Below are 24,203 nucleotides of genomic sequence, written 5' to 3' on the forward strand. Positions count from 1 at the left end.
CGCTCTCGCGGAGTGGCGTTAAGGCTAGTGCGACGACAGCGCAGACGGGCCGCTCTCGGGATGGATCTCGGCGGCCATCATGCCCTTGGAGCCGGGCCCGAACCGCACCAGCACATACTGGCCGGGGCGGAGCTCGGTCATGCCGAAGCGACGCAGCGTTTCCATGTGGACGAAGATATCCGGCGTCCCTTCCCCGCAGGTCAGGAAGCCGAAGCCGCGCAGCCGGTTGAACCACTTGACCTGCGCGCGTTCGAGCCCGCTGGTCGGCGTGACGGTCACGTGCGTCCGCGGCGGCAGCATCTGCGCCGGATGGATCGCGGTCGACTCATCCATGGAGACGATGCGGAAGGCCTGATAGCCCTTCGCGCGCTGCACGCATTCGACAACGAGGCGCGCCCCTTCATAGGCGGTCTGATAGCCGTCGCGCCGCAGCACCGTCACGTGCAGCAGGACGTCGGGCCAGCCATTGTCGGGAACGATGAAGCCGTAGCCCTTCGAGGCGTCGAACCATTTGATGACGCCGGAGATTTCGACGAGGTTGGCGGCAGCGTCGCCAAGACCGGAGAATGCATCGATCGCCGGATCGCGCGGCGCGCCGCTTGCGTACTCGCCTGATCCAAGTCTGTTCTGCCCGCTTCCGCTCACCGGCGGTCCGCCGAGCTTCTTGGACTCAAATCCGTCCGACCCCATGACCCCGGACCCCACACATCAATTGCAATTTGCCGTCGTTACGGCGACGCCTGAACACGCGGCTATCCATGACCAACTCACGAGAGCGCTGCGCGAATCTCTCGAATCAAAAGATAACACTCCCGCCTGCCGCGCATAGCTAAAAAACCAATTTGCCGGGAACTATGAACAGGCTTGCACAGCCACGAATCAAATGGCCATCAGTTGCCCACGAACGGACCGAGCGTCTCGCCGATGTCGTGGCGGATCACGAGATCGGCAATGTCGTCCTGATCGGTCGGCTCATTGTTGATGATCACGAGCCTCGCGCCGCAGTTCTTCGCCATCATCGGAAAGCCCGCGGCCGGCCACACCACGAGTGATGATCCGACCGCGAGAAACAGATCACAATGCTGGGAGAGTTCCGTCGCGCGGAGCATCGCGTCCTCGGGCATTGCCTGTCCGAACGAAATCGTCGCGGTCTTGACGGGATCGCCGCAGTCCGCGCAGTCGGGTGCGCTGCCGGTCGTGTCGAAGAGCTGTTTCACCCACGGGAGATCGTAGGCCTTGCTGCAGCCAATGCAGCGAGCGTAGGTCGTGTTGCCGTGCAACTCGATGACGTCGTCGGCCTTGAAGCCCGACGCCTGATGCAGATTGTCGATGTTCTGGGTGATGACGCCAGGAACCTTTCCAGCCCGATAGAGCGAAGCAAGTGCCCGATGCCCTCGGCCGGGCCTGGCTGCCGCAAAGGTCGGTTCCATCGCAAAACGGCGCCGCCAGGATTCATCGCGAGCGTCCCGGCTCGCAACGAATTCGTCGAACGGGATCGGCCGGTTGCGGGTCCAGATCCCGCCCGGCGAACGGAAATCGGGAATGCCGCACTCGGTGGAGATGCCGGCGCCGGTAAACGGAACGATGGTGGATGCCTCGGCAATCATGTTGCCGAGTTGCTCGACGCCGCTCCGCAGGTCCTTTGCAATCACGCGAAATGATCCGGTTTGTCACTCCACTATAGCACGGTCCGATCGGTTGCGAGATCGGCACGCGATGGAGTCCTCGCTCAAGCGGCCTTGGCCGCCTGCTCCTTCGGAGCGCTCTCCTCCTCCCTCTTCCTGATTTTGGCAACGGGGGCCGCCGGCGCCTTCTTCACCGGCTTCGCATATTGCGAGAGCCGCGAAAGCTCGGCTTCGAGCTCGGCCTGCTGTGCGGCAACCTTTTCGTACAGCTTTTCGGTGGCGTGATCGCGCAGGCTTGCGAGTTCTTCGATGCTCAGTGCGTCCAGATCGATCTTTGTCATTGCGGCCTCCCGTTTTCCTTTTGGCTAACGGGAAGCCCGGCGAGCGACATGGCGGCGTGCGCCTTATCCACCGCCATCGGTTGATCATAATCCTGCACCGCCCGCTCCGCACTCACGCCAAGATCGCCCATGCCTATGCGCCTCGGGGGCGGCACCACGGAGAGGATGGGCAATGACCGAGAAGGAAGACGCGATCGCGCGTGAGCGCGAGGAGATTGCCGCACGCGTTGCCAGCTTCCGGGCGACGCAGCAGAAGTTCGAGCGCGATCGTCAGGAATACTACGCCAACACGCTGGGCAATGTCTGGAGCGGGTTTCAACGCGAGACGGCGTGATATCGTGCGACGTCACGCAATATCCAAGTCGTGTGCCGCTGCGTCCTCTCGCGACATGGACGCATCCTAAGTGCGCAGATCACGCTGACAAGAGACGCCGAAACGCGATGTCGCATCCCGGCGGATTGCGCGCCGATGCGGAGCTGAAAAAGCCCGGAGCGATCTGCTCCGGGCTTTGGCCGTTACCAATAGTGGTGCCAATAGTGGTGCCAATAATGGTGTCGATAGTACGGCCTGCCGTAGTACCCGCCATAATAGGCGTAGGGTCCCGGCTCATAGTAGCCGTAATAGCGCGGCCCATAATAGTACCCGGGATAGTAAGCCGGCCCGTAGTAGGGGCCGTAAGCGCCCGCCACGCCCGCAGCGATAGCGCCGGCAGCCAGGCCGAAGGCCAGGCCAGGCCCAATCCCGATATGGCGCGCCTGCGCTGGCGCGCTGACCATGGTCGCGCCAACCGTCGCGACCGTCGCCAGAACAGCCAATGCCTTTTTCATGCGCAACCTCCTCACATGATCTGACAAATTAACGCCTGATAAATTAACGCAAGCGGACAGCGTTGGTTGCAGGTCGGGGCGTCGACACGAACGACCGGGTTCCATAGCCATGCGATTGCGCAGGGCTACCATCAGTTAGTGCATGAACAAAAAGACAACCTTGGGGTTAGAAGGTGGGAATAAGTCAGGGTTGGCATCATGCCGGCGTGGATGGAACTTCTGCTCAACGTGATGGGCTTTGCCGGCTTCATCGGCATTGCGATGTATCACAAGCATCCGAATGGAAAGCTGCCTGATTGAGCGATCGGCGGCGGCGCTAATTGGGCTTCTGCGGCCCAGCCGGGGCATGCGCCAGCCTGCTCGCCGTCACTAAGACGCGTCACCTTCCGGCCTCGGCCAAAGCCAGAAACTGATCACCACGACGATTGCGCGGAACATTAGCCCGACGCCAACTCGTGTCGGTTGACCAATCCGCAATGTGAGATGTCGGCATCATGGCCGCCATAGCAGCACAACGCCGCCACAAGCTGCAGCAGTACGGAACGGGGTCCGCTGGCCAAGGCCGGCACTTTGGCAAATGCCAAAATCGTCCACCGCTTACTCAGCGGTTATCCGCAGCAAATCCACAGGGGTGATAATCGAATTTATCAAGCAAATGCGTGATCTTGCTGCGCACATATCCACACCCCATTCGCCCGCGCGCCGCATTCGCCACGCCCCCGACGTCAGACCTCCGCCAACCACTTCAGAGTAGCCCGAAAACTCAGGCTGCGTGTTCCCACCAGCACGGTGCCGAATGCATCCGCGCCGTCCTCCCCGAACGTGCCCGAGAAGCCGCTATGGACCTCCCGCCCGCCGGCCAGCGGCCGCACGAACGGATCCGGCAACGGCGTGTGCTGGCTGGTGCTGAGATGTCCCTTCCAGGTCCCGTCACCGACCGTGTAGGCGCCGATCGACCAGAAATAAGGACCGCCGCCGATGAGGAGGCCATCGCGTAAGATCAGGATGCCGCTGTCGCGCCCCCTTACGCCGTCGGTCATATGCATGTGAACCGAGTAAAGCCCGTTCTTCATCCGTCGCGCCGCTTGCCTCTCGCTGCAGCATTATTGCGCGAACCGGGGTGATCCGCGAGCGGCCTCATGTCGCGATTTGGCTCACCCGACAGATCCGGAGACCAAGGTATCCCGTCAGAATTTATTCACAATTCGTTAAGAAGGCGCAGGCAAGGTCGGGCGGGAGGAAGAGCCATGCTCATCTATCCGGTGCCTGTCGAAGTCACACGAGCCAGAGTGCAACTCGTCGCCGACCAGACGGCGAAGGCCGAGCCTCGCATTGTCAGCGAGGACGTGCTGGACGTGTTCGCCGCCAAGAACAAGGCCGACCGCGACGCCGTGGAAACCATCCTCGATATCAAGGCGTGACCTGATATCAAGGCGTGACCTGCCGCAACCCGGCACGCGTCAGTCTGTGTCGCAGCGCGGCCTATCCAAATCGTGACCCCACACATGCCGAACCGGCTGGATAGCACCCTGCCGCAGCGGGCGTTTTGCTGCTATTGAGGGCACGAACCATTCAACCAAAACCATCTCCGGAAAACTCCAGGGAGCCCAACCATGCGCTATCTCCACACCATGCTGCGCGTCCGCAACCTCGATACGGCGCTGAAATTCTATCAGGACGCTCTGGGCCTCAAGGAAGTGCGCCGCATCGACAATGACAAGGGGCGCTTCACGCTGGTGTTCCTTTGCGCGCCCGAGGACCAGCATTTGCTCAAGGCGCTGCCGCAGACGCGCGGCGCGCCACTGGTCGAACTCACCTACAACTGGGACGAGGAGAAATACGGCGAGGACCGCTATTTCGGTCACCTCGCCTATGAGGTCGACGATATCTACGCGACCTGCGAGAAGCTGATGAAGATGGGTGTCACCATCAACCGGCCGCCGCGCGACGGCAACATGGCGTTCGTGCGCTCGCCCGACCTGCATTCGATTGAGCTGCTGCAGAAGGGCGATCCGAAGCCGCCGGCGGAGCCGTGGACCTCGATGCCGAATACCGGCCACTGGTAGGTCCTTGTACAAATTCCTCATGCACGTCCGCCATCCCGCCTACCGCCTGGTGGTGAAGGCGGACGCGCCCTTTCCGTCCGCGAAGCCGTCGATCGCGACGGCTACTCGCTGTTCAGGATCGGACTCTCACTCTCAGAGCTTCCAACATCCTAAATGCGCGTATCCGCACGCTCTGGCACCAGCGCCTCGATTTATTGCTCCTGGTACAATTCATCCCGCGCATTTCGCAAGCGGCTGCGCTAAGAACGCAGGCCGAGGACAACTGCGGGAGAGAGCGCGTGAGCGACAGCAAGTCACAACTGACGATCTGGGGCCGGGCCAATTCGGTCAATGTGCAGAAAGTACTGTGGTCCCTCGCCGAGCTCGACCTGCCCTATCAGCGCATCGACGCCGGCATGCAGTTCGGCAAGAACGATCAGCCCGAATATCTCGCGATGAATCCGAATGGTCGTATCCCGACGCTGGTCGACGGCGACTATGTGCTCTGGGAATCCAATTCGGTAATGCGCTATCTTTGCATGGCCTACGGCCAGGGCTCGCCGATTTATCCGCAAGCGCCCAAGACGCGCGCCGCCGTCGACCGCTGGCTCGACTGGAGCCTGTCGACGATGCAGCCGGCCGACCGTCCGGTGTTCTGGGCGCTGGTGCGCACGCCGCCGGAAAAGCGCGACATGGTGCAGATCCAAAAAGACGTTGATGCAGAAGGCGTGGTGTGGCGGGTTGTCGAGGCCCAGGTCGCAAGCCGCCGCTTCATCGAAGGCGATCAGTTCACGATCGCCGACATCGCGCTCAGCGTTTTTGCGCGGCGCTGGCTGGGCGTCGAAGGCGTCGTCAAGCCGAAGCTACCCAACCTCGAGCGCTGGTTCGGCGAGCTCGGGCAACGGCCCGGCTTCATCCGCTTCGTCGCACCACCGATGTCATAGCGAGGACAAAGGCCGCTCACCGCCCGGTTGACATTCCACCGCCCACGCTGATGCCGCCGCCGAGCTTCACGCAGGTGTCGCTGCCTTCCACCTTGACGAAGCCCGGTCCGAACGATGCGCAGGGATTGCTCCGCGTCGTGCTTTTCGACGGCAAAGTCTTCCAGGCATCAGGCGGCGTCTGAAGTTTCCGTCCGTTGCTCTGCTGCGCGAGCGCGGCAGCCGGAAGCAGGACGGCGATGATGACGAAGCATGTTTTCCGCATTCGGCCTTTTACCGCGCGTCGCCGATCGCGGCTAGCTGACGAATTTGACGCCGAACGTCTTGCCGTCCTGCCAAACCACTTCGCACGCCCGACCGGTGCGGGCGTCGCGCGAAAACGCCAGCCGTAGCTTGGCCGGCAGCGTGTTGTTGTCGTCGACCGTGACCTTTGCGCCCGAGGACGACATATCCTCGACGACGCAGGGTCGCGCGGCAAACCCGCCATCGAGGGTGATCCAACCGGCTCGGCGCAGCGATTTGCGCACTTCGCGCTTTTTTGTTCCGAACACCATCACGTCATCCCCAAACCTCAGCCCTAACCCCGGTCACTTTACAAACGGTTGCGAAATCGCGGCGAATTGCAGCGATCGACGGATCGGGACTCGCGCCAGTGCTTTCGCCAATCGATGCCGGTTGGAGGAGTCCGCGACAATCCTCTGAATTTGCAGGAATTTTCGATTGCGCCGTGGCGCGCCACCCAGAACAAATCTACGAATTCTTATGTAATTGAGATTGCTGTATACTTTCCGTGCATGCATGGGCCTGCGCCCCGGAGCCCAGATCGGGACGAATGCCGTAGCGGCGCAGCTTAGCGTACACGGTGCTCTTGGCGAGACCGAGCGCGGATGCGGTGGCTGCCACATTGCCATTGAGCGATCGCAGCGTGCCTGCGATGAGATCGCGTTCAGACGACTCGGCCAACGACAGACCCTGTTCACCTCCGGTGCGCAATTCCCTCCGGCAGATGAGATCGGGCAGGTCCGAAACTTCGATCACCTCGCCCCGCCCGGTCAGCATCAGGCTCTCGACGAGATTGCGCAGCTCTCGGACGTTGCCGGGCCAGTCATGGCCTTGCAGACGCGCGATGCTCTCCGGTGCAAAACGGCAATCACTGATGCCATAGCGAGTCCTGGCCTGAGCGACGAAGTGTTCGACCAGCATCGGAATATCATCCGCCCGCTCCCGCAGCGGAGGCACGATGATCGGGACCACTGCCAGCCTGTAGTAAAGGTCCTTGCGGAAACGCCGTTCGTCGACCTCGATTTGCAGGTCGCGGTTCGTCGCGGCGACAAGCCGGAAGTCCACCTTGCGCGTCGTGGTTTCGCCGATGCGGTTGATCTCGCCATTCTCCAAAGCCCGCAGCAACATCGGCTGGAGGTCGAGCGGCAATTCGCCAATTTCGTCGAGGAAGAGACTTCCGCCCGAAGCGGCTTCGATCTTCCCGGCGGAGCCGCCGCGACGCGCGCCGGTGAAAGCGCCGTCCACATAGCCGAAGAGCTCGCTGGCAAGCAGCTCGCGCGAGACGCTGCCGCAATTGACGACGACGAAGGGACGGTCGCGTCGAGGCGACGCCGCGTGGATGCCTTGCGCAAAGATCTCCTTGCCGACGCCGGTCTCGCCAAGCAGCAGGACGGGAGCGGAACTCGCGGCGACGCGACGGCATGTCTCGACCACCGCATGCATCTTCGCATTGCCGTGAACGACGTTGACGAATGCCTTCGACCCCTCGCGCGCGAGCGGCAGGCAGGTCCTGTTCGCCGCCGGCTTTGGCGCCACCATGACTGTGCCAAGGTGTTCACCCTGGTAGACCACCGGCCGCAGCCACTCCTCCTTGATCCAGGCCGGGCGTGAGGTCCCCCAAGGCCGATCATCGCTGGTCCCGAGCTGAGGAAAGTCGGGCTGGCACCGCGGCGCGCCGAGATCGCGCATGATCTGCGCCATCTCGCCATTGGCCTTGAAGGGGCGCCCGGCGCTATCGAACAACACGGTGTGGTGCCGGTCCGTGGCAGGCAGCATCCAGAAGCACTGGTCGAGAAGCCGATAGCGCGCGTCCATCTCCATCTGGAGCAACTGGGCCTCGATCCGCGCCGCCGCCGAAATCGCCAGCGCGAGGGCCTGTCGTCCGTAGGAATCGGACAGCCCAGAAATATCGATGGCCCCGATGACAGCGCCGTCGATCGGGTCGCGAATGACCGAGGCCGAGCAGGTCCAGCGCTGGATGCCAGAGCAGAAATGTTCAGTCGCATGCACCTGGATGGCCTGGCCGGTTTCCAGCGCCGTGCCGATCGCGTTGGTGCCGCAGGTCGTCTCGCTCCAATTGCTGCCGGGCAACAGGTGGGTCTTCTCCACCGCGTTACGCAAGGCAAGCCTGGTATCGCCCTCCAGGCGCAACACGATGCCATCGACATCGGTCAGCACCATCACTGTGCCGGTTTCGAGCATGTAGTCGCGCGCCAGCGCCATGGTCGAAGCGCCGGCATGGACCAGGCGGGTACGCTTGTCGAGCAGGCGGTGTAGCCGTTCGTCATTCATCGGCAACGGAGCCTGGCTGCGCCGGTAGTCCACGGCCGATTGCTGGCTCCGCCGCCAGGAATCATTGATCGCGGGCCGAACGACCTGCCCGCCGGCACCGGTCCCGGACATGAAGCGTTCCCAGCTTGTCAGGACGTCGCGTTCAATATCTGGATTCGCAAAGGCTTCCTCTGGCGTCTGACCCAACACGCTTCCTCCTTTGACGCGCTGAGTGGTCCAAGATCTTCTGGTTGTTAGGGGACCCCGAGCTTTATCGCCTGATTTTGAAACCATTCCAAGCCACCGCGCAACTGACAACCGGAATCAAGGCGCAACTTTGGCGCGCCTCCGGCCGCACTGCGAAAGCCGCGAAGCCCAAAGGCGCGCCGATTGTCCTGGCCTGACAAGGCGCTTAGGCGGCCTTGCGTCGGTGCAGCGTGTCGTAGAAGGCCGTCTCGAAACGCATATAGCCGGTGAACGAAGCCGGATCGCCAAATGGCAGAATCTGGGTCGCCCAATAGCCGCCGAAGCCATTCTGCCGGTCGATCCAGTAGAACAGGTTCGCAAGTCCCGCCCAGCCGAGCGCGCCGGCCGGCCGGCCCGTCGGGGCCTCCTCGTCATTGACCATGAACGTGAACGACCACGATTTCGACTGGCCCGGGAAGAACTCGGCATCGTTGGAGAGCGACTTGATCACGCCCGGCAGCGCGGTCACCTTGAGATCCCCGAGGTGGTTCTTTTCTGCCATGTTCACGGTCTCCGGTTTGAGCACCCGGCCGTGCGGGCCATTGCCGTCGTTCAGCCACATCCGAATGAAGCGCATGTAGTCGCCGACCGTGCTGTAGAGGCCGTGCCCGCCCATATGGACCTCGGGATTCGAGGGCAATTCGAAGTCCATCGGCGTGAGCGAGCCATCGGCGTTGCGGGCATGCATGCCGGCGAGCTTGCTGCGCACGGCATCGTTGATCTCGAACGTCGTGTTCGCCATTCCGAGCGGCTTGAAGATCCGCTCGGCGAAGACTTCGCCGAGCCGCTTGCCGGTGATGCCCTCGACGACCTGACCGACCCAATCGATGTTCGTTCCATACTCCCACTTTGAGCCGGGATCGAACAGGAGCGGCGTCATGATCGAGGCCTTGGACGCGGTGATCACGCTCGGCTGTCCGTGCTCGGTCGCCAGGCGCAAATAGTTCTCGTTGAAGAAGTCGTAGCCGAAGCCGCCGATATGCAGCAGCAGCATGCGCGTGGTCACTTCGCGTTTCGGCGCGCGGAGCTTGGGCTGGCCCTTGGCGTCGAAGCCGTCGATCACCTGCAGCTTGCCGATGTCGGGCGCATATCTCCTGGCAGGAGCATCGAGGTCGAGCCGGCCCTCTTCGATCAGTTGAAGGGCGGCGGTGCCGGTGATCGCCTTGGTTGTCGAGAAGATGGCAAAGCTCGTATCTGTCGTCATCGCGTCCGGCTTGTCGGTCCGACGCTTGCCTGCCGCGCCTTCGTAGATGTTGCCGTTGCGGTCCGTCACCATGGCGACAACGCCCGGGACACCCGGCCCCTTCGTGACCGTCTCATTGAGGATTGCATCGGCGTCTACAGCGAATTCTCTGGACATGTGTTTCCTCCGTTTGATTTTGAGAAATATGAAAAAGGAGGGCCGCGCTCGCGCGATCGATCGCACGGCCCCTCGCGGTGCTTATTGCTTCGCGAAGCCCTGATAGCCGGCGGCGGCGACTTCATCGCACTTCTTGCGATAGGTCCCGACGCCGCCGATGTAGGACAGGAGGCGGCGCGGCTTGCCCTCGACGTTGGAGCCCATGTACCAGGAGTGAGTCTTGGTCACGAGGGTCGTGTTCGCGATCTCGTCGTGATGGGCGACCCAGGCATCTTGAGTGTCCCGCGTTGGCTCGATGACGCGCAGCTCGTTCTTGCGGAGATAGCGAATGCAGTCGCTGATCCACTCGACCTGCTGCTGCAAGCACGTCGTCATGTTGCAGAGGGCCGTCGAGGGCGCCAGCGGCGCACCGGTCGTGAACATGTTCGGATAGCCATGGACCTGCAGCCCCATGGTGGTGCGAATATCGCGGCTCCATTCGTCCTTCAGCGAGCGGCCGTCGCGGCCGCGGATATCGATGCGGGTGAGCGCGCCTGAGCCGGCGTCGAAGCCGGTCGCAAGGATGATCACGTCGAAGTTGTACACGGTTCCGTCGGCGAGCTTGATGCCGTCGGGCGTGAGCCGCTCGATCGGATTGTTCTTCACGCTGACCAGCTCGACATTCGGCCGGTGATAGGCCTCGAGATAGTTGGTCTCGAGTGGAACGCGATGCGTGCCGAAGCCGTAGTCGGTCGGAATCAGCGTCTCGCACAGCTTCGGGTCCTTGAGGCGGGCGCGCATCTTCTTGCGGACGAATTCGGAGATCTCCTCGCTGACCTCCTCCTCGAAGAACATCTCTGAGAACGAGGCAAGCCACAGCCGCAGCGAGCCTTCGTCCCAGATCTTTTCAAGCACCGCATGACGTTGCTCGGTCGTCAGGTCCTTCCAGTTGCCGTTGGTGAAGTCGTACTCGAACCCGGTGAAGCTGTAGGGAAGCGTCTCGCAGAATTCCTTGAAGCGCGCCTTGTAGGCTTCGACCTCCTTCGGACCGTATTTCGGATTCTTCATCGGGATGATGTATTGCGGCGTTCGCACGAACACCTTCAGGCTGCCGACGTCGCCGGCGATCGTCTGGATCACCTGAATGCCGGTCGCTCCGTTACCGACGACGCCGACGCGCTTGCCGGCAAGATCGAGATCCTGCTTCGGCCAGCGGCCGGTGTGGACGAGCTTGCCCTTGAACGTCTCCTGTCCGGGAAACACGGATGTCAGCGGCGCCGACAGCATGCCGCAGCAGGTGATCAGGAACTGCGCGTCGATCACATCGCCCTTGTCGGTCGTGATGGTCCAGCGCTGCGTCGCCTCGTTGTAGACGGCGGAGGTGATCGTCGTTGAGAAGCGGATGTCCTTGCGCAGATCGAGCTTGTCGGCGACGTAGTTGAGCCAGCGTTCAATCTCGGGCTGGCCGGGGAAGCGTTCGCTCCAGCTCCAGCCCTTGTAGAGCTCTTCCGAGAACAGATACTGGTAGATGTAGGCCTCGGAATCGAAGCGCGCGCCCGGATAGCGATTCCAGTACCACGTTCCGCCGACGCCCGTGGCCGTGTCGAACGCCTTGACCTTGAGACCCTGCTCGTCGCGCAACTTGTAGAGCTGGTAAAGACCGGCAACGCCCGTGCCAATCACCACCGCGTCGAGACCCTCGTGCTGACGCGCGCCATTGGTCTTGTTCTCACTCATGCATTCCTCCCAATCTCGCTTGTTGTCCTCCTCCCGCCGAAGGCGTGAGATGCGAGTGAGAAACGCAGGTTGTGTGCCAACCCTGATGAGCTGTTCTAAGTGCTTGCGATAGTTAAGCTTATGGTTTGCCGGCTATGCGGCTCGGCGTTCGAAATTCGAACCGGAGGAGGCCGGCGAGGCCGAAATCCGGACGCGTCTCGCGAAGCGCGCACCCGATTCGCACTCGGCCGCTGGTCGACACCGATGAGCCCGGCGGCAGCGGCCCTTGCGTCGAAGAGCGCCCCGCGGCTTTGGTCATCGTGCGGTAGCGTACGGGATCCTGGAGACAGCTGGAGGCGACGGTCGTGGCGCTCCCTAGCGGAATCGAACCGCTCTCTCCACCGTGAAAGGGTGGCGTCCTGACCGATAGACGAAGGGAGCAAAACTCCCGGCAAATCAATACGTTATACGTGAGAAGCGCCGGATCGGTCGTTGCCGGTCACCGGCTGCGACGGGCGAACGTATAGTGGCGATTGGTCGGCCGGGCAAGCACCTAGACGATGTTTTCCCGAGAGCGGCCTGGCACGTCCTCTACCCGCTTCCTTCTGAGCGGTCTGAACCGCAGGCCGATTTGGTCACCTGCAGGACAATCCGGCCTCGATCGAGGTCCAGAAGCCGCAATGCGGTGGCACATGCGCGTGCGCCCGCGTGCCGGCGTGAACCAAAATGGCGACGGCAAGCGCGACGACGACTGCGGGAACAACAGCTCTTCCAAATTTCATGCGCCTGCGCATCAAACGACATCGTGGCCTAACTAAGGCCTATTCGACATCACCGGTGTTTGCCGACGACGAGGCGGCGCACCGCCGTTTCGGCTGATGCGTCGCCACCTATCGCTGATTGGCGATACTGGCCACGTCCTGACGGTCGTTCGGTGGCGGCGCCGGCGGCTTGATGCATGTGCTGCAGATCACAAGCTTCCGTGCGAGCCGATCGTCGTCATCCGCAGCCGCGGTCTGTTGGTCACCGCTTGATTGCGCAGCGGCAGGCGAAGCGTTCCGTGCATGCCGCTGCGGCGGTGGCAGGTTCGGATCCCGTCCAGCGCCGTCCCAGGCAAGCGGACCCGACCCTGACGGTGTCGTGGTCGTCATGCCGTATTGAGCATATTGCGCGCAGGCACCGAGCGCGATCGGCAGGAGCAACACTGCGGCCTTGCCGACCCAGTTCCGGATTGAAGACATGATCGAACTCTCACGCTATTCGTACTGTGACCTAAAAGCAGAACCGCTAAGAAATCGTTTGCCGTATTGATCGATCGTCACATCAAACGAAGACCGCATTGAGGCGGGCAAGGAACAGCCGGAGTCCGATCATGCCTGAAATAACCAGTCGCTTCGATGGCAGGCGCGTGCTCGCCGACCTCAACGCGCTCCGCTCAATCGGCGCTTACAAGACCGGCGTGCACAAACCGACGTTTTCGGAACCCCATATTCATTCCCTCCACTGGCTCGCGCAGCGGCTGCCCGAGGCTGGCCTCACCGCGACGATCGACGGCATCGGCAACGTTCTCGGCACAAGCGCGAAGACTGGATCGAAGCTGCTGGCCGGTTCGCATCTCGAAAGCCAGAACCATGCGGGCTGGCTCGATGGCCCGCTCGGCGTCATCTACGCGCTCGAGGCAGCGCGCGTGATCAACGCCGATCCGGGCGTCAAAGGCGCCGTCGAGGTGGCAGCCTGGTGCGACGAGGAAGGACATTTTGGTCACTTCCTCGGCAGCCGATCCTACGTCGGTGCGGTGACCGAAGCCGAGATCGACGCCGCGCGCGACCGCAGCAGCGATCGCACGATGCGTCAGGCATTGCGTGATGCAGGGCTCGCCGGTCGCCCGCGCCTGCAGGCAGAGCCTGGCCGCCATATCGGCTATCTTGAGGCGCATATCGAGCAAGGCGATACGCTCGAGAGCGGCGTCCTCAAGATCGGCGTTGTCACCTCCATCGTCGGGATCTGGCAGTACCGGATCACGTTCACCGGCGAGCAGAACCATGCCGGCACCACGCGGATGGCGATCCGCAGGGATGCCGGCCTTGCGCTCGCGCGGTTCTGCGTGGCAATCGACGACAACTTCCCTGCCCTGTGCGGACCGCGTACGGTCTGGACCACCGGCCGCATCGCGCTCGATCCCGGCGCGCCAAGCATCATTCCCGGGCGCGCCGAGATGCTGTTTCAGATCCGCGATGACGATCCCGCGGTGATTGCGCGCCTGGAGGAGCATCTGCATCGCATGGCGGCCGACGTCACCGCGCAGGGCCGTTGCAGCGTCGAGGTTGAACGCATCAGAACCGGCGCCCCCGCGATGATGAGCGGCGCATTCCAGGACGCGATCGAAGCTGCCAGCGCGACCTTCGCCGCCGGCCAGTCGATCCGGATGCCGAGCGGCGCCGGACACGACGCCCAGATCCTCGCCACGATCATGCCGGCCGCCATGCTATTCGTGCCGTCGATCGGCGGCATCAGCCATCACTGGAGCGAAAACACCGAGGACGCCGACATCGTGATGGGTGCGCAGGTCTTTGTCGAAGCCTGCCGGCGCCTGTTGGCACGTTAGCCACCTGACGGTCGTGGCCCTCAGGTCGGACCGCCTCGGTTGCCAGATCTCAGCGAAGCCAACACTTGCGAACCCTTCACGGTCCCTCTTCGCACGGTGAAGAAGACGTACAATAAATAGGCGTCGATCAGGATCGTGCCCGCCATGACGCTGTAGGCCCACGGGCTCTCCATCAGGTTCAGTTCGATCAAGACACGAGACAAACCGAATCCCACGACCCACCCATCAAAGCTCATACATATCCGGCGAAACGTCTCGGCATCCAGCCGTCGAATGAGATAGGCACCGAGCGGTATGCCGACGAGAACGCAGGGCACGAGCACGAACAGGATGCTCCGGCTTTCCTCGATGAACAGACCGAGCCTGTAGTACGCGATCGCAGTCAGGCTGGACTCCGCCACCCGGACCAGTGCGAGTCCGGCGCGAAACTCATCTTTGACGAGGCCCTGGTTGTTGAACAGAATTGCTAGCGGCGGTCCCGAGATGGTCGTTACCGAGTACAGGATCCCGAGCGTCGTTCCAAAGGGCAAACCGACGAGCCATTTCGACTGAATCGGCCTCCGCCAACCGGCTGCCTGCAGCAGGATAAGCGGCAGAATAATCGAGTAGGTGGCGAATTTGGTCCAGCCGGGTTGCAGCGAAGTCAGAGCAAAGGCTCCGATTGCGATGCCGGGCAGCATGCCGATGAGAATGGGCAGCACGCGCCTCCAAACGGCCGGAACGCCGCTCAGATTGATGCACAGAACGTACAGATTGACGAAGACCTCGACAACAACGACGGCAGGATTGAGGATACGATTCGTGTAGAAGACGAGCGCGACCGGCACGGTAAGGGACGAAAACCCGTAGCCAAGCGCACCGTTTACGAAGGCCGCAAGCAGAGCGATCACGGCAAGAACGATCACAGCGGCATCAATCGAAGGCATCTTTGGCTTTTACCGTATCGGCGACGACAGTCGGTTTTTCCGCGGCATTATAGCGCAACGAAAGGAGCGCGGCGCCGAAACTTGGGCCCGTGGCGGGTTGAGGCTCGCCACAGTCTGCGAAGCGGTGATGTCGTCGCGGCGTCGCCCCCTTTCCGAGCAAGTTGGGCTGACTGCTATTGTCGATTGCAACCACTTTGTCGGCGCGCAGACCCGCCTCGCAGCGATTGGCCTCGCGATGCGGCTCATGAAGCTCAGCGCAAAAAGGCTGGACCCAAGCGTCCCGTTCCAGAGCTGGATGGTGGCGATGCTGTCGGCGCTGGCCGGGGGCCCCGAGCGCCACGAACGCGCACGGTCATCAAGTGACGGAACATTTTCGTCTGCGGCGCAAAATTCAAGCTAGGCACATCCTGATACGGCAGCTGTAACGAAAGGCGAGACTGGAAAACGGCGTCACGCTGAATAAAGCTCGTGGAACCGGGGCGGAAGGTGGAGCCGGCGATTGACACCGTGGCAAACCGGTCACGGCGCTGGATCGAGCCTGAGCCGGGCCGGCTGACCTGATAGCCGCCGCCGATTTGCAATCCGGTGAACTTGCTGCCATTTCTTCCGCACGCATCGCTTTGGTGCCATCAAAGGGGCCATCGGGCTCATGTTATTGCTTGAGTCGCTTCCGACTGTGATCGGCGCCGCCGCCATCGCACCTGCGTTACTGGTGCTGTGGCTTGTCATCGCGGCCGACGAGCGACCCGGACCGCCCGCGCAGGTGTGGCTTGCTTTCGTGCTCGGCGCAGCCAGCATTTCGCTGCTTGGGCTGGCGCGGGTGCCGTTCAATGCGCTGCTCGCGATCCCCGGCGATCCCTGGATAACGCAGGCGATCCGCTCGCTGTTCGGCGTCGCCGCGCCCGAGGAAATCGTCAAGGTTCTGGTCATCGTCGGCATCTCCTCGCGGCGCCGCGCCTTTGCCGATCCGATGGACACGGTGGTTTACGGCGCCGCTGCCGGATTGGGCTTCGCCGCCTACGAAAACCTCGCCTATCTGGTCCAGCACAAGGACATGTGGCGCGCACTGGCGGCCCTGCGCAGTGTCCTCACCGTGCCGTTTCACGGCTCGCTCGGCATCGTCGCCGGGGCCTATCTGGCGATCGCGCGTTCAGGCGGCGCGCTCGGTGCGCATCGTGGCAACCGCGACTGGGCGCGCATTACGAGCTGGGCGCTCGTGCTGGTCGCGCCGATCGCATTGCATGCGGCGTTCGATTTTCCGCTGCTGTCGCTGCAACGCATTCCCGACCTCACGCCGACCGTGCGCCTGCTGCTGGGCTCGGCGAGCGTGCTGATCGGCTTCTCCTCGATCGGATTTGCGGTTCGGCTGGTACGGCGCGTCGGCAAGCATCACGCACCGCGCACCGAGGTTGCGCGTGAGCGGCTTAGCCAGCTGCGGCGGATGTGGGCGCTCCTGCTGATCGGTGGCGGTGCTGGCTTTGCCGGCGTCGCCTTCCTGCTCACCTCGCTCCACCACTGGTATGTCAATCCCGAGCGCAACGCGTCGTTCATCCTGGTCCCGATCGGCTTCACGTCGATCCTGATCGGCCTTGCGCTCCTGGTCGCGACCGGCGCGGTCTACTTCCTCGGCCGCAGCCGGATGCGGACGGCGACGGAGGGCTTTTCGTCGGCATCCGGTCCGAGTTAGGATCACATCCACGCGCACCGGGAGATCTGCGAATGACCCTTCCCAATGATCTCGACAAGCTGCGATCGGAGATGAGCGCTGCGGTCAAGCGGCACTGGAAGGCATTCCTGTTCGAAGGCATCCTGCTGGTGATCCTTGGCATCGCCGCTCTGATCGTGCCGCCGCTGGCGAGCCTCGCCGTCACGATCTTTCTTGGCTGGATGTTTCTGATCAGCGGCATCGGCGGACTTATCGCGACGTACTGGGCGCGCAACATGCCGGGCTTCTGGTGGTCGCTGATCTCGGCCGCCCTCGCCGTTCTCGCCGGCCTGGTTCTGCTGGCGCGTCCGCTTCAGGGTGTGCTGACGCTGACCATTGTCGTCGGTGCCTATTTCGTCGCCGAGGGCGTCGCCACCATCATGTACGCGCTGGAACACCGCCGCGAATTGTCCGGGCGCTGGTCGTGGCTAGCGGTCGCCGGCCTGATGGACATCGTGATCGCATTCTTCATCATCGCGGGCCTGCCGGGCTCGGCGCAGTGGGCACTTGGTCTCCTGGTCGGCCTCAACCTGATGTTCGGCGGGGCCACCCTGATCGGTATGGCGCTCGCGGCCCGCAGCTCCTCATGACCGCAAACCGGTCGCATTAAGGGGTGACAAGCCAAAATCGATAGGCTATAGAGCCGCCCATGATCACCGTTGCCACCAGCTATTTTTGGTACTTTAGCTACGACAGCTTGCTGGCGGCAGGAGGATCGCGCTCAATCTGAAGAATTGCAGCAAACGTCCGAAACAAGCCGCCAGACCTGGCGGCTTTTTTGTGTGCCGGCAGGTCCCAATCCTAAGGAGCCAGCCGTGTTGAGTACGACAGACGATCTTCGCATCAAGGAGCTGAAAGAGCTGAGTACGCCCGAAGAGGTGATGCGGGAAATTCCGCGCACCCTGACGGCAACCCGGGTCGTGATGAGCGCCCGCAACGCCATCCACGCCATCCTGCACGGGACCGACGACCGTCTGCTGGTCGTCGTCGGCCCCTGCTCGATCCACGATCCCGCGGCGGCCGTCGATTACGCCGAACGTCTCGCCGGCTTGCGCGAGCAGCTTGCCGACCGCCTCGAGATCGTGATGCGCGTCTATTTCGAGAAGCCGCGCACGACGGTCGGCTGGAAGGGGCTGATCAACGATCCCCACCTCGACGGCAGCTTCGACATCAACAAGGGCCTGCGCCTTGCCCGCAGCGTGCTGTCGGCGGTGAACAATCTCGGCCTGCCGGCCGGCACCGAATTCCTCGACATGACGACACCGCAATACATCGCCGACCTGGTCTCGTGGGCCGCGATCGGCGCGCGCACCACCGAGAGCCAGATCCATCGCGAGCTGGCGTCCGGATTGTCCTGCCCGGTCGGCTTCAAGAACGGCACGGACGGCAATGTGCGGATTGCGGCGGACGCCGTGAAGTCGGCCTCGCACCCGCATCATTTCATGGCGGTCACCAAGGGTGGCCGTTCTGCGATCGCCGCAACGCGCGGCAACGAGGACTGCCACGTCATCCTGCGCGGCGGCCGGGCGCCGAACTACGATGCCGCGAGCGTCGATGCCGCCGCGGTCGAGCTCGGCCGCGCCGGCGTAGCACCGCGGCTGATGATCGACACCAGCCACGCCAACAGCAGCAAGAAGCCGGAGAACCAGCCCTCGGTCGCCGCCGACATCGCCCGTCAAATTGCGGACGGCGAACAGCGCATCGTCGGCGCGATGATCGAAAGCAACCTGGTTGCCGGCCGTCAGGATGTCGTTCCGGGCACAGCGCTGACCTACGGCCAGAGCATCACCGACGGCTGCATCGATTGGGAGACGACGGCTGATGTCCTCAACCGGCTGGCCGAGGCCGTCGACGCCAAGCGAAACGCTCAGCGTGACGGCTTGAAGGAAGCCTCCGCCTGACGAAGTACGGAGGATTGAGCGCAATCGGCGGAGCGCGCGCCATCGCGCTCCGCCCTCCTCCGGCGCGGCCTAGCAGCCGCGGCAGATGCTCTTGATTTTCTTGTCGAGCGCCGCGTCTTCCTTGTTCGTCTGGCTGTTCGGATCGCTCAGATTCTTCTCGCTGGGAACGTCGCTGGCTCGCGGCTGTCGGTGCCCGACCGGCGCCTGGGGCAGCGGCCTGTCCTTCTGCATGGTGGTGACCCCGCCCTGCTGCGCCAAGGCCTGGGGCGCTCCAATCGCAACCAGCAACGCCATCGACAAAACTGTTTTTCGCATTTTGCGTCTCCGCCTCTAGCCCTTATTTCTCGCGCCCGGTCCGGGACATCGATGATAGCGCAGTTGCGTCGCCCCTGTGCTGCGCAATCCTGCACCTTCCGTATATCGGCCATGGTGCCATGTAGCCAGATTCCCGCGGCGACCAGCACCACAAACAAGCCGAGCATCACAGCATTTTCGATCCCGCGGCGGCCCTCGTCCTCGGGCGGCTCCTGCCGTCCTTCCCCTGCGCTGGCTCACGATTCCGGCGGGTACAGGTGAACGTCACCACAATAATCGACGACACGATACTGCCGTTCCGTGGAACCTTCACGTTCCCGGGAATCTGACTGCGACAAATAATCCGGCCCGATCGGCGCCTTGCCATGGCCGCCGGGAATGTCGAGCACGTAGTCGGGCTGGCACAGGCCTGAGACCCGCCCCCGCAAGGAGCGCATCAGGCTTTGCCCGGCCTCGATCGTGGTGCGCAGATGGCCGGTGCCCGGCGCGAGATCGCCGTGATGCAGGTAATAGGGCTTGATCCGGCACTCGACGAAGGCGCGCATCAGCGCTTCGAGCGTCGCGGCGTCGTCATTGACCCCGCGCAGCAACACGGACTGGCTGACCAGGGGGATGCCGGCGTCAGCGAGGCGCGCACAGGCTGCACGCGCGTTCTCCGTGAGTTCGCGCGGATGATTGGCGTGGAGCGCGACCCAGGTCGTCGCGCCATCCAGCCGCAGCGCCGCGATCATCTCTGGGTTGACGCGTCCGGGATCGGCAACGGGTACGCGGGTATGGATGCGGATGATCTTGACGTGATCGATCCGGGCGAGATCGGCCATGATCTCCGTCAGCCGGCGCGACGACAGCATCAGCGGATCGCCGCCGGTCAGGATGACCTCCCAGATCTCCGGATGCGCGCGGATATAGTCCAATGCCGCACGATAGGCGTCATCGGACAACGCGGTGGACTTGCCCGGCCCGACCATTTCACGACGGAAACAGAACCGGCAATAGACCGCGCAGACGTGGACCAGCTTGAGCAGCACCCGGTCGGGATAGCGGTGGACGATCCCGGCGACCGGCGAATGCGCGTCGTCGCCGATCGGATCGGCGTTCTCGCCAGGCTGCTCCACGAGCTCCTCGGCACTCGGAACGAATTGCCGCGCGATCGGATCGTCGGGATCGGCCGGGTCGATCAGCGCGGCAAGCTCCGGCGTCACCGCGACGGCATAGCGCGCAGCGACCTTTTCCAGCTCCGCCAACGCCTCCACCGGGGCGAGCCCGGCGTCGACCAGCTCGCGCGGTTGTCGCAGCGTTGCAGCAAGTTTGGGATCGATTCTGTTCATGTTTCTCCCGCAGGCGGTGTCCAGACCACCTGGTCAATTCTCGGCGCGCCGCTCGCCAGCATCACCAGCCGATCGAAGCCGAGCGCAACGCCGCTCGCCTCGGGCATCTGGCCGACCGCGGCAATGAAGTCCTCGTCAAGCGGATAGCGCTCACCGTAACGCCTGGCCTTCTCGTCCATTGCCGCGGTGAAGCGATCGCGCTGCTCAACGGCATCGGTCAGCTCGCCGAAGCCGTTGGCGAGCTCGACGCCGCAGGCATAGATCTCGAAGCGCTCAGCGACACGCGAATCGCCGGCCTTGGTGCGTGCCAGCGCCGCTTCCGGCGACGGATATTCGAACAGCACCGTCAGGCGGCCCTGCCCCAGATTGGGCTCGACATGCTCGACCAGCACCTTGCTGAAGATATCGGACCAGGTGTCGTCATCCGCAATCCGCACCCGTTCCCGCGCGGCCGCCGCCAGCGCTGCCCGATCGCCCTCGCCGCCTGTAATTGTCGCCAGCAGATCGATGCCGGCAAAGCGATCGAAGGCCGCCGCGACGGTCAGCAGTTCCGGCTCGACGAAGGGGTCGGCGGTCTTGCCACGGAACGAGAACCGGCCGATCCCGGTCGCCTGCGCGGCGTGCGCGATCACCACGATCGTATCGGCCATGATGGCATCATAGCCTGCATTGGCGCGGTACCATTCCAGCATCGTGAATTCAGGCAAGTGCAGATCACCACGCTCGCGATCGCGGAACACCCGCGCGAACTCGTAGATTTTCGGCTCGCCCGCCGCGAGCAGCTTCTTGCAGGCGAATTCCGGCGAGGTGCGGAGATAGCGTGTCGCATGGGAGCCGTCGGCCCGCGCCAGCCGGGTGCGGGGCGCGTGGATATGGGTCTCGTTGCCCGGAGAAATCTGCAGGATCCCGGTCTCGACCTCGGTAAATCCCTGCTCCTCGAACCAGGCCCTGAGCGCCTTCGTCACCGCGCTCCGCGCGAGCAGGAACGGCTTGCGGTCAGCGTAGCGCGACCGCGTCCACCACGGCGAAGGGTTGTCTGGTCCGGTCATTTCGATCTCGCCCGATGTGACGAATCGCCATCAGCAACCGCCATCATTTGTTTAAGAGACAAATATAAGCCCTTGATATTGAAACGATTGCCAACCGACATGATCTTTGTCTCACGCGAGTGCGGCGACGTTTGTCCCTTCTTGTCGAAAGACACCAGCCTTGTCCACGTGGCTGACCCCTGTCGAAGCCCGCGCCAAGGCTCGCAAAATCTCAGATGACATGGGAAGACGGCCCCGATTGGCCAGATCGGAGACCTGCAATCTGCCGAAATCAGCCGCAAAAGGCTGGCATCTCAGGGACAAATCAGTATGTTGCAGCCCGAAATCGCCGCCAAGGCAGAGGGGTTGCCGATCCGGTTTGCGCCCCCGCCTCCCAAATTCAGGAAAACACCTTTGAAAGTCATCGCCAGTTCCATCCGCAAGGGCAACGTCATCGAACAGGACGGCAAGCTCTATGTGGTGCTATCAGCCGAGAACATTCATCCCGGCAAGGGCACCCCGGTCAGCCAGATCGAAATGCGCCGCATCGGCGACGGAGTTAAGGTCTCGGAGCGCTACAAGACCACCGACCAGGTCGAGAAGGCCACCGTCGAGGACCACAACTTCAACTACCTCTATGAAGACGGCGACGGCTTCCACTTCATGAACGCCGAGAATTACGACCAGGTCCAGGTCTCCAAGGAGATCGTCGGCTCTTCTGCGCCGTATCTGCAGGAGAACATGACCGTGAAGCTCTCGCTGCATGAGGGCAATCCGGTCGCGATCCAGCTGCCGCAGCGCGTGACGCTGGAAGTCGTCGAGACCGAGCCGGTGACCAAGGGCCAGACCGCCTCCTCGTCCTACAAGCCCGCGGTGCTTTCCAACGGCGTGCGCACCGGCGTGCCCCCGCACGTCACCACCGGCACCCGCATCGTGGTCATGACCGAGGACGGTTCCTACGTCGAACGCGCCAAGGATTAGCGGCTAGCTGTGAGCTTTCCGAAGCGAGCGGGCAGGTTCGCGTTAAGAAAACGCTTCAAAACAAGAATCTAAAACTTGGGTTCCGATTCAATCGGAACCCAATATGCATTAATCTCTCCGGCAGTCGCACATGAGCCGGGGGGTCGCGTTGGGCAGGAAGGTCGTCAGCTTCGCCGGTTGCTGGCTGGCAGCTTTGCTCTTCCCCCTGACCGGCGCGTCAGCCGACGAGTTCAGGACGCCGTCAATCTCGGCCATGCGGGTCGAATGGCGTTCCGCGCTCGACCAGTTGCGGCAGGAAATCAACGCCCGGCCGGCCATTGCCTCCAGCTTCAGCTTCGCGAGCCAGCGCCGGGTCCCGGCCTACGACCCGCGCTCGACGCCCGCATTGGTGCAGTTGAACGCGGTGACATCGCCGATTTTCCCCGGCATCGCGCGCAGCCCCATCCCGGTGCTGCTGCCGTTCGATACGGCAAGCTATCTCGAGGCGCGGCAAGGCGGTGCGCCGGACAGCCTCCCCGTGTCTCGCTATCAGGCCGACTTCCGTGCTGCCGATCTCTTCCATGCCGGCCCATCCGGCTACGATGCCGTGTTCTCGCTCGACCCCGGCGCGACCGACGGCATGCCGCAGCGGACCTTCGCAAAGCCGGTCGAGGTCCAGATCTCGGGCTCAATCCTGGTCTACGACCTAGCTGATCGGCTGATCGGCAAAGGCGAGCCGGTCAAGGCGCTCGCCACGCAGTTCCCGGACATGCGCCGCTTCATCCGGGAAGGCTATGTCCGTTACGCCTTCACCCGGTTCGGAATTCCTTACGTCGTGTCGATCCAGTGCCTCGACAGCGCGCCGCGTCCGAAGCGGCTGGCCTGCCGCGAAGCCTATCCCGTCGCCGAACGCTTCCTGAAGGCCTTGCGCATCGCCGGCGGCTAGCCGTCGCAGCCGCGCAGCGATATCGCCAGCGCCCCCGCCGAACGACCGGCGGTGCCATCGCCCGACTTCACCTATCGCCCGAGCGGCGACATCATCGTCAACAGCGGCGGGCACCATCGGGGTGGCCGCGCCGACTTCACCGTCTATTCTCAGATCCGCTTTCCGCTCGAGAAGGCGCCGGCCTTCGCCCATTCGCAGTCCTTTCCCAAGCACGGGCGTGTCGATGAATATCCCTGGCAGGACAATTTCTGCGAGGTGCGCAGCTTTGAGGTCGGACAATGCGCCGGCGGCTATGGCCATCAGGGCCAGGACATTCGCCCCGGCGCATGTCCGCCCGGGAGCGCGGACGGATGCAACCCCAAGCGGCAGGCGGTTGTTGCGGTGCGCGACAGCATCGTGATCCGCTCACCGCAGCAGCAGGCGGTCACGCTGCAGGTCAATACCCGCACCGAACATATCCGCTTGCGCTACATGCACATGAACCCGTCCGTGATGGATGCCGACGGTCTGCTCAACGGCCGCCGCGTCACCGAAGGCGAGAAGATCGGCGTGGTCTCGAACTATCTCGATCATCCGAACGGCACGACGCGGCATCTGCATTTCGATGTGCAGGTGTTCACGCGCGACGGCTGGATCTGGGTCAATCCCTACACCACGCTCGTGTCGGCCTATGAGAGATTGATCCGCGGCCGCGGGCGCGAAATCGGCCCCGAGCCGGGGCTTGCAGCCGCCGTCGCCCATGCCCTGCCCGAGGACGTCACACGTCACATCGACATCCAGGAGGGCGGCAGCAATTAGCTAGGCCGTGTCACCATAACCCCGGCGCGACGAAAGCCACGTCCGCTCTGCGCCGTT

26 protein-coding genes, 1 tRNA gene and 1 pseudogene are annotated in these 24,203 nt (G+C 63.1%); 11 read left to right on the forward strand and 17 right to left on the reverse strand.

Annotated elements, in window-relative coordinates; translation table 11 throughout:
• Nucleotides 1–24: 24 nt before the first annotated feature.
• From MTX19_RS20615 to MTX19_RS20630, 4 genes are all read right to left on the reverse strand, one after another.
• Nucleotides 25–690, reverse strand: a complete 666-nt coding sequence (locus MTX19_RS20615) for a cold-shock protein (protein ID WP_280979052.1) — start codon at nt 688–690, stop codon at nt 25–27.
• Between the two features lie 200 nt (nt 691–890).
• Complete coding sequence (locus MTX19_RS20620) at nt 891–1,652, reverse strand: Sir2 family NAD-dependent protein deacetylase (RefSeq protein WP_280979053.1); 762 nt, start codon at nt 1,650–1,652, stop codon at nt 891–893.
• Between the two features lie 77 nt (nt 1,653–1,729).
• Nucleotides 1,730–1,966: a hypothetical protein gene (locus tag MTX19_RS20625; protein WP_280979054.1), complete on the reverse strand. Its 237-nt coding sequence runs from the start codon at nt 1,964–1,966 to the stop codon at nt 1,730–1,732.
• Nucleotides 1,963–2,097, reverse strand: a complete 135-nt coding sequence (locus MTX19_RS20630; RefSeq protein ID WP_280979055.1) for a hypothetical protein — start codon at nt 2,095–2,097, stop codon at nt 1,963–1,965. Before MTX19_RS20630 ends, MTX19_RS20625 begins: the two co-directional genes overlap by 4 nt.
• A gap of 41 nt (nt 2,098–2,138) precedes the next feature.
• On the opposite strand from MTX19_RS20630, the gene MTX19_RS20635 reads away from it, so the two are divergent.
• The gene (locus MTX19_RS20635; RefSeq protein WP_280979056.1) at nt 2,139–2,300 is read left to right on the forward strand and encodes a hypothetical protein; all 162 of its coding nucleotides are present in this window, start codon (nt 2,139–2,141) and stop codon (nt 2,298–2,300) included.
• Between the two features lie 182 nt (nt 2,301–2,482).
• Here MTX19_RS20635 and MTX19_RS20640 read toward each other — a convergent pair whose 3' ends face one another.
• Together MTX19_RS20640 and MTX19_RS20645 are read right to left on the reverse strand one after the other, a co-directional pair.
• Complete coding sequence (locus MTX19_RS20640) at nt 2,483–2,794, reverse strand: hypothetical protein (protein WP_280979057.1); 312 nt, start codon at nt 2,792–2,794, stop codon at nt 2,483–2,485.
• A 725-nt stretch (nt 2,795–3,519) separates the two neighbouring features.
• Complete coding sequence (locus MTX19_RS20645) at nt 3,520–3,867, reverse strand: GrlR family regulatory protein (protein WP_280979058.1); 348 nt, start codon at nt 3,865–3,867, stop codon at nt 3,520–3,522.
• Between the two features lie 174 nt (nt 3,868–4,041).
• Between MTX19_RS20645 and MTX19_RS20650 the strand changes: the two genes are divergently transcribed.
• From MTX19_RS20650 to MTX19_RS20660, 3 genes are all read left to right on the forward strand, one after another.
• The gene (locus MTX19_RS20650) at nt 4,042–4,215 is read left to right on the forward strand and encodes a hypothetical protein (protein ID WP_280971732.1); all 174 of its coding nucleotides are present in this window, start codon (nt 4,042–4,044) and stop codon (nt 4,213–4,215) included.
• Between the two features lie 192 nt (nt 4,216–4,407).
• A complete protein-coding gene (locus MTX19_RS20655) occupies nt 4,408–4,860 on the forward strand; it encodes a VOC family protein (protein ID WP_280971733.1) in 453 nt (150 codons plus the stop codon).
• Between the two features lie 278 nt (nt 4,861–5,138).
• Nucleotides 5,139–5,783, forward strand: a complete 645-nt coding sequence (locus tag MTX19_RS20660; protein ID WP_280979059.1) for a glutathione S-transferase family protein — start codon at nt 5,139–5,141, stop codon at nt 5,781–5,783.
• Nucleotides 5,784–5,799: 16 nt separating this feature from the next.
• On the opposite strand, the gene MTX19_RS20665 is transcribed toward MTX19_RS20660, so the two are convergent.
• The 6 genes from MTX19_RS20665 to MTX19_RS20690 all read right to left on the reverse strand — a co-directional run bounded on the left by MTX19_RS20665 (nt 5,800) and on the right by MTX19_RS20690 (nt 12,075).
• Nucleotides 5,800–6,045: a hypothetical protein gene (locus MTX19_RS20665; RefSeq protein ID WP_280979060.1), complete on the reverse strand. Its 246-nt coding sequence runs from the start codon at nt 6,043–6,045 to the stop codon at nt 5,800–5,802.
• Nucleotides 6,046–6,076: 31 nt separating this feature from the next.
• The gene (locus MTX19_RS20670; protein WP_280984845.1) at nt 6,077–6,334 is read right to left on the reverse strand and encodes a PilZ domain-containing protein; all 258 of its coding nucleotides are present in this window, start codon (nt 6,332–6,334) and stop codon (nt 6,077–6,079) included.
• A 196-nt stretch (nt 6,335–6,530) separates the two neighbouring features.
• A complete protein-coding gene (locus MTX19_RS20675) occupies nt 6,531–8,543 on the reverse strand; it encodes a sigma-54-dependent Fis family transcriptional regulator (protein WP_280985439.1) in 2,013 nt (670 codons plus the stop codon).
• A gap of 202 nt (nt 8,544–8,745) precedes the next feature.
• Nucleotides 8,746–9,939, reverse strand: a complete 1,194-nt coding sequence (locus MTX19_RS20680) for a serine hydrolase domain-containing protein (protein ID WP_280979062.1) — start codon at nt 9,937–9,939, stop codon at nt 8,746–8,748.
• 81 nt (nt 9,940–10,020) lie between these two features.
• Entirely contained in the window at nt 10,021–11,655 is a 1,635-nt protein-coding gene (locus MTX19_RS20685) for an NAD(P)/FAD-dependent oxidoreductase (RefSeq protein WP_280979063.1), read from the reverse strand.
• A 345-nt stretch (nt 11,656–12,000) separates the two neighbouring features.
• Nucleotides 12,001–12,075: transfer RNA gene (locus tag MTX19_RS20690), tRNA-Glu, on the reverse strand.
• A 285-nt stretch (nt 12,076–12,360) separates the two neighbouring features.
• Between MTX19_RS20690 and MTX19_RS20695 the strand changes: the two genes are divergently transcribed.
• Nucleotides 12,361–12,513 carry a hypothetical protein gene (locus MTX19_RS20695; RefSeq protein WP_280979064.1) on the forward strand — a complete coding sequence of 51 codons (153 nt, stop codon included), beginning with the start codon at nt 12,361–12,363 and terminating at the stop codon, nt 12,511–12,513.
• A gap of 11 nt (nt 12,514–12,524) precedes the next feature.
• Here the strand turns inward: MTX19_RS20695 and MTX19_RS20700 are convergent, their stop codons facing one another.
• Nucleotides 12,525–12,875: a hypothetical protein gene (locus MTX19_RS20700; protein WP_280979065.1), complete on the reverse strand. Its 351-nt coding sequence runs from the start codon at nt 12,873–12,875 to the stop codon at nt 12,525–12,527.
• Nucleotides 12,876–13,006: 131 nt separating this feature from the next.
• On the opposite strand from MTX19_RS20700, the gene MTX19_RS20705 reads away from it, so the two are divergent.
• The gene (locus MTX19_RS20705) at nt 13,007–14,239 is read left to right on the forward strand and encodes a Zn-dependent hydrolase (protein ID WP_280985440.1); all 1,233 of its coding nucleotides are present in this window, start codon (nt 13,007–13,009) and stop codon (nt 14,237–14,239) included.
• Between the two features lie 20 nt (nt 14,240–14,259).
• On the opposite strand, the gene MTX19_RS20710 is transcribed toward MTX19_RS20705, so the two are convergent.
• Nucleotides 14,260–15,165, reverse strand: a complete 906-nt coding sequence (locus tag MTX19_RS20710) for a sulfite exporter TauE/SafE family protein (RefSeq protein ID WP_280979067.1) — start codon at nt 15,163–15,165, stop codon at nt 14,260–14,262.
• Nucleotides 15,166–15,814: 649 nt separating this feature from the next.
• On the opposite strand from MTX19_RS20710, the gene MTX19_RS20715 reads away from it, so the two are divergent.
• The 3 genes from MTX19_RS20715 (at nt 15,815) to MTX19_RS20725 (ending at nt 18,771) form a co-directional block, all read left to right on the forward strand.
• Entirely contained in the window at nt 15,815–16,852 is a 1,038-nt protein-coding gene (locus MTX19_RS20715) for a PrsW family glutamic-type intramembrane protease (protein WP_280979068.1), read from the forward strand.
• 32 nt (nt 16,853–16,884) lie between these two features.
• Entirely contained in the window at nt 16,885–17,460 is a 576-nt protein-coding gene (locus MTX19_RS20720; protein WP_280979069.1) for an HdeD family acid-resistance protein, read from the forward strand.
• A gap of 225 nt (nt 17,461–17,685) precedes the next feature.
• Nucleotides 17,686–18,771 (forward strand): 3-deoxy-7-phosphoheptulonate synthase, encoded by a 1,086-nt coding sequence (locus tag MTX19_RS20725; RefSeq protein WP_280979070.1) that lies wholly within the window; start codon nt 17,686–17,688, stop codon nt 18,769–18,771.
• Nucleotides 18,772–18,840: 69 nt separating this feature from the next.
• Here MTX19_RS20725 and MTX19_RS20730 read toward each other — a convergent pair whose 3' ends face one another.
• From MTX19_RS20730 to epmA, 3 genes are all read right to left on the reverse strand, one after another.
• Complete coding sequence (locus tag MTX19_RS20730) at nt 18,841–19,086, reverse strand: hypothetical protein (RefSeq protein WP_280979071.1); 246 nt, start codon at nt 19,084–19,086, stop codon at nt 18,841–18,843.
• A 236-nt stretch (nt 19,087–19,322) separates the two neighbouring features.
• Entirely contained in the window at nt 19,323–20,414 is a 1,092-nt protein-coding gene (locus MTX19_RS20735) for a lysine-2,3-aminomutase-like protein (RefSeq protein WP_280979072.1), read from the reverse strand.
• Nucleotides 20,411–21,463, reverse strand: a complete 1,053-nt coding sequence (gene epmA / locus MTX19_RS20740) for an EF-P lysine aminoacylase EpmA (protein ID WP_280979073.1) — start codon at nt 21,461–21,463, stop codon at nt 20,411–20,413. Before epmA ends, MTX19_RS20735 begins: the two co-directional genes overlap by 4 nt.
• Nucleotides 21,464–21,856: 393 nt before the next feature.
• Here epmA and efp point away from each other — a divergent pair, with 393 nt between their 5' ends.
• The gene (gene efp, locus MTX19_RS20745; protein ID WP_280978119.1) at nt 21,857–22,423 is read left to right on the forward strand and encodes an elongation factor P; all 567 of its coding nucleotides are present in this window, start codon (nt 21,857–21,859) and stop codon (nt 22,421–22,423) included.
• A gap of 130 nt (nt 22,424–22,553) precedes the next feature.
• Nucleotides 22,554–24,146, forward strand: a pseudogene (locus tag MTX19_RS20750) (M23 family peptidase).
• Nucleotides 24,147–24,203: the final 57 nt, after the last annotated feature.

It is taken from the genome of Bradyrhizobium sp. ISRA464, from assembly GCF_029910095.1.
GTDB lineage: Bacteria > Pseudomonadota > Alphaproteobacteria > Rhizobiales > Xanthobacteraceae > Bradyrhizobium.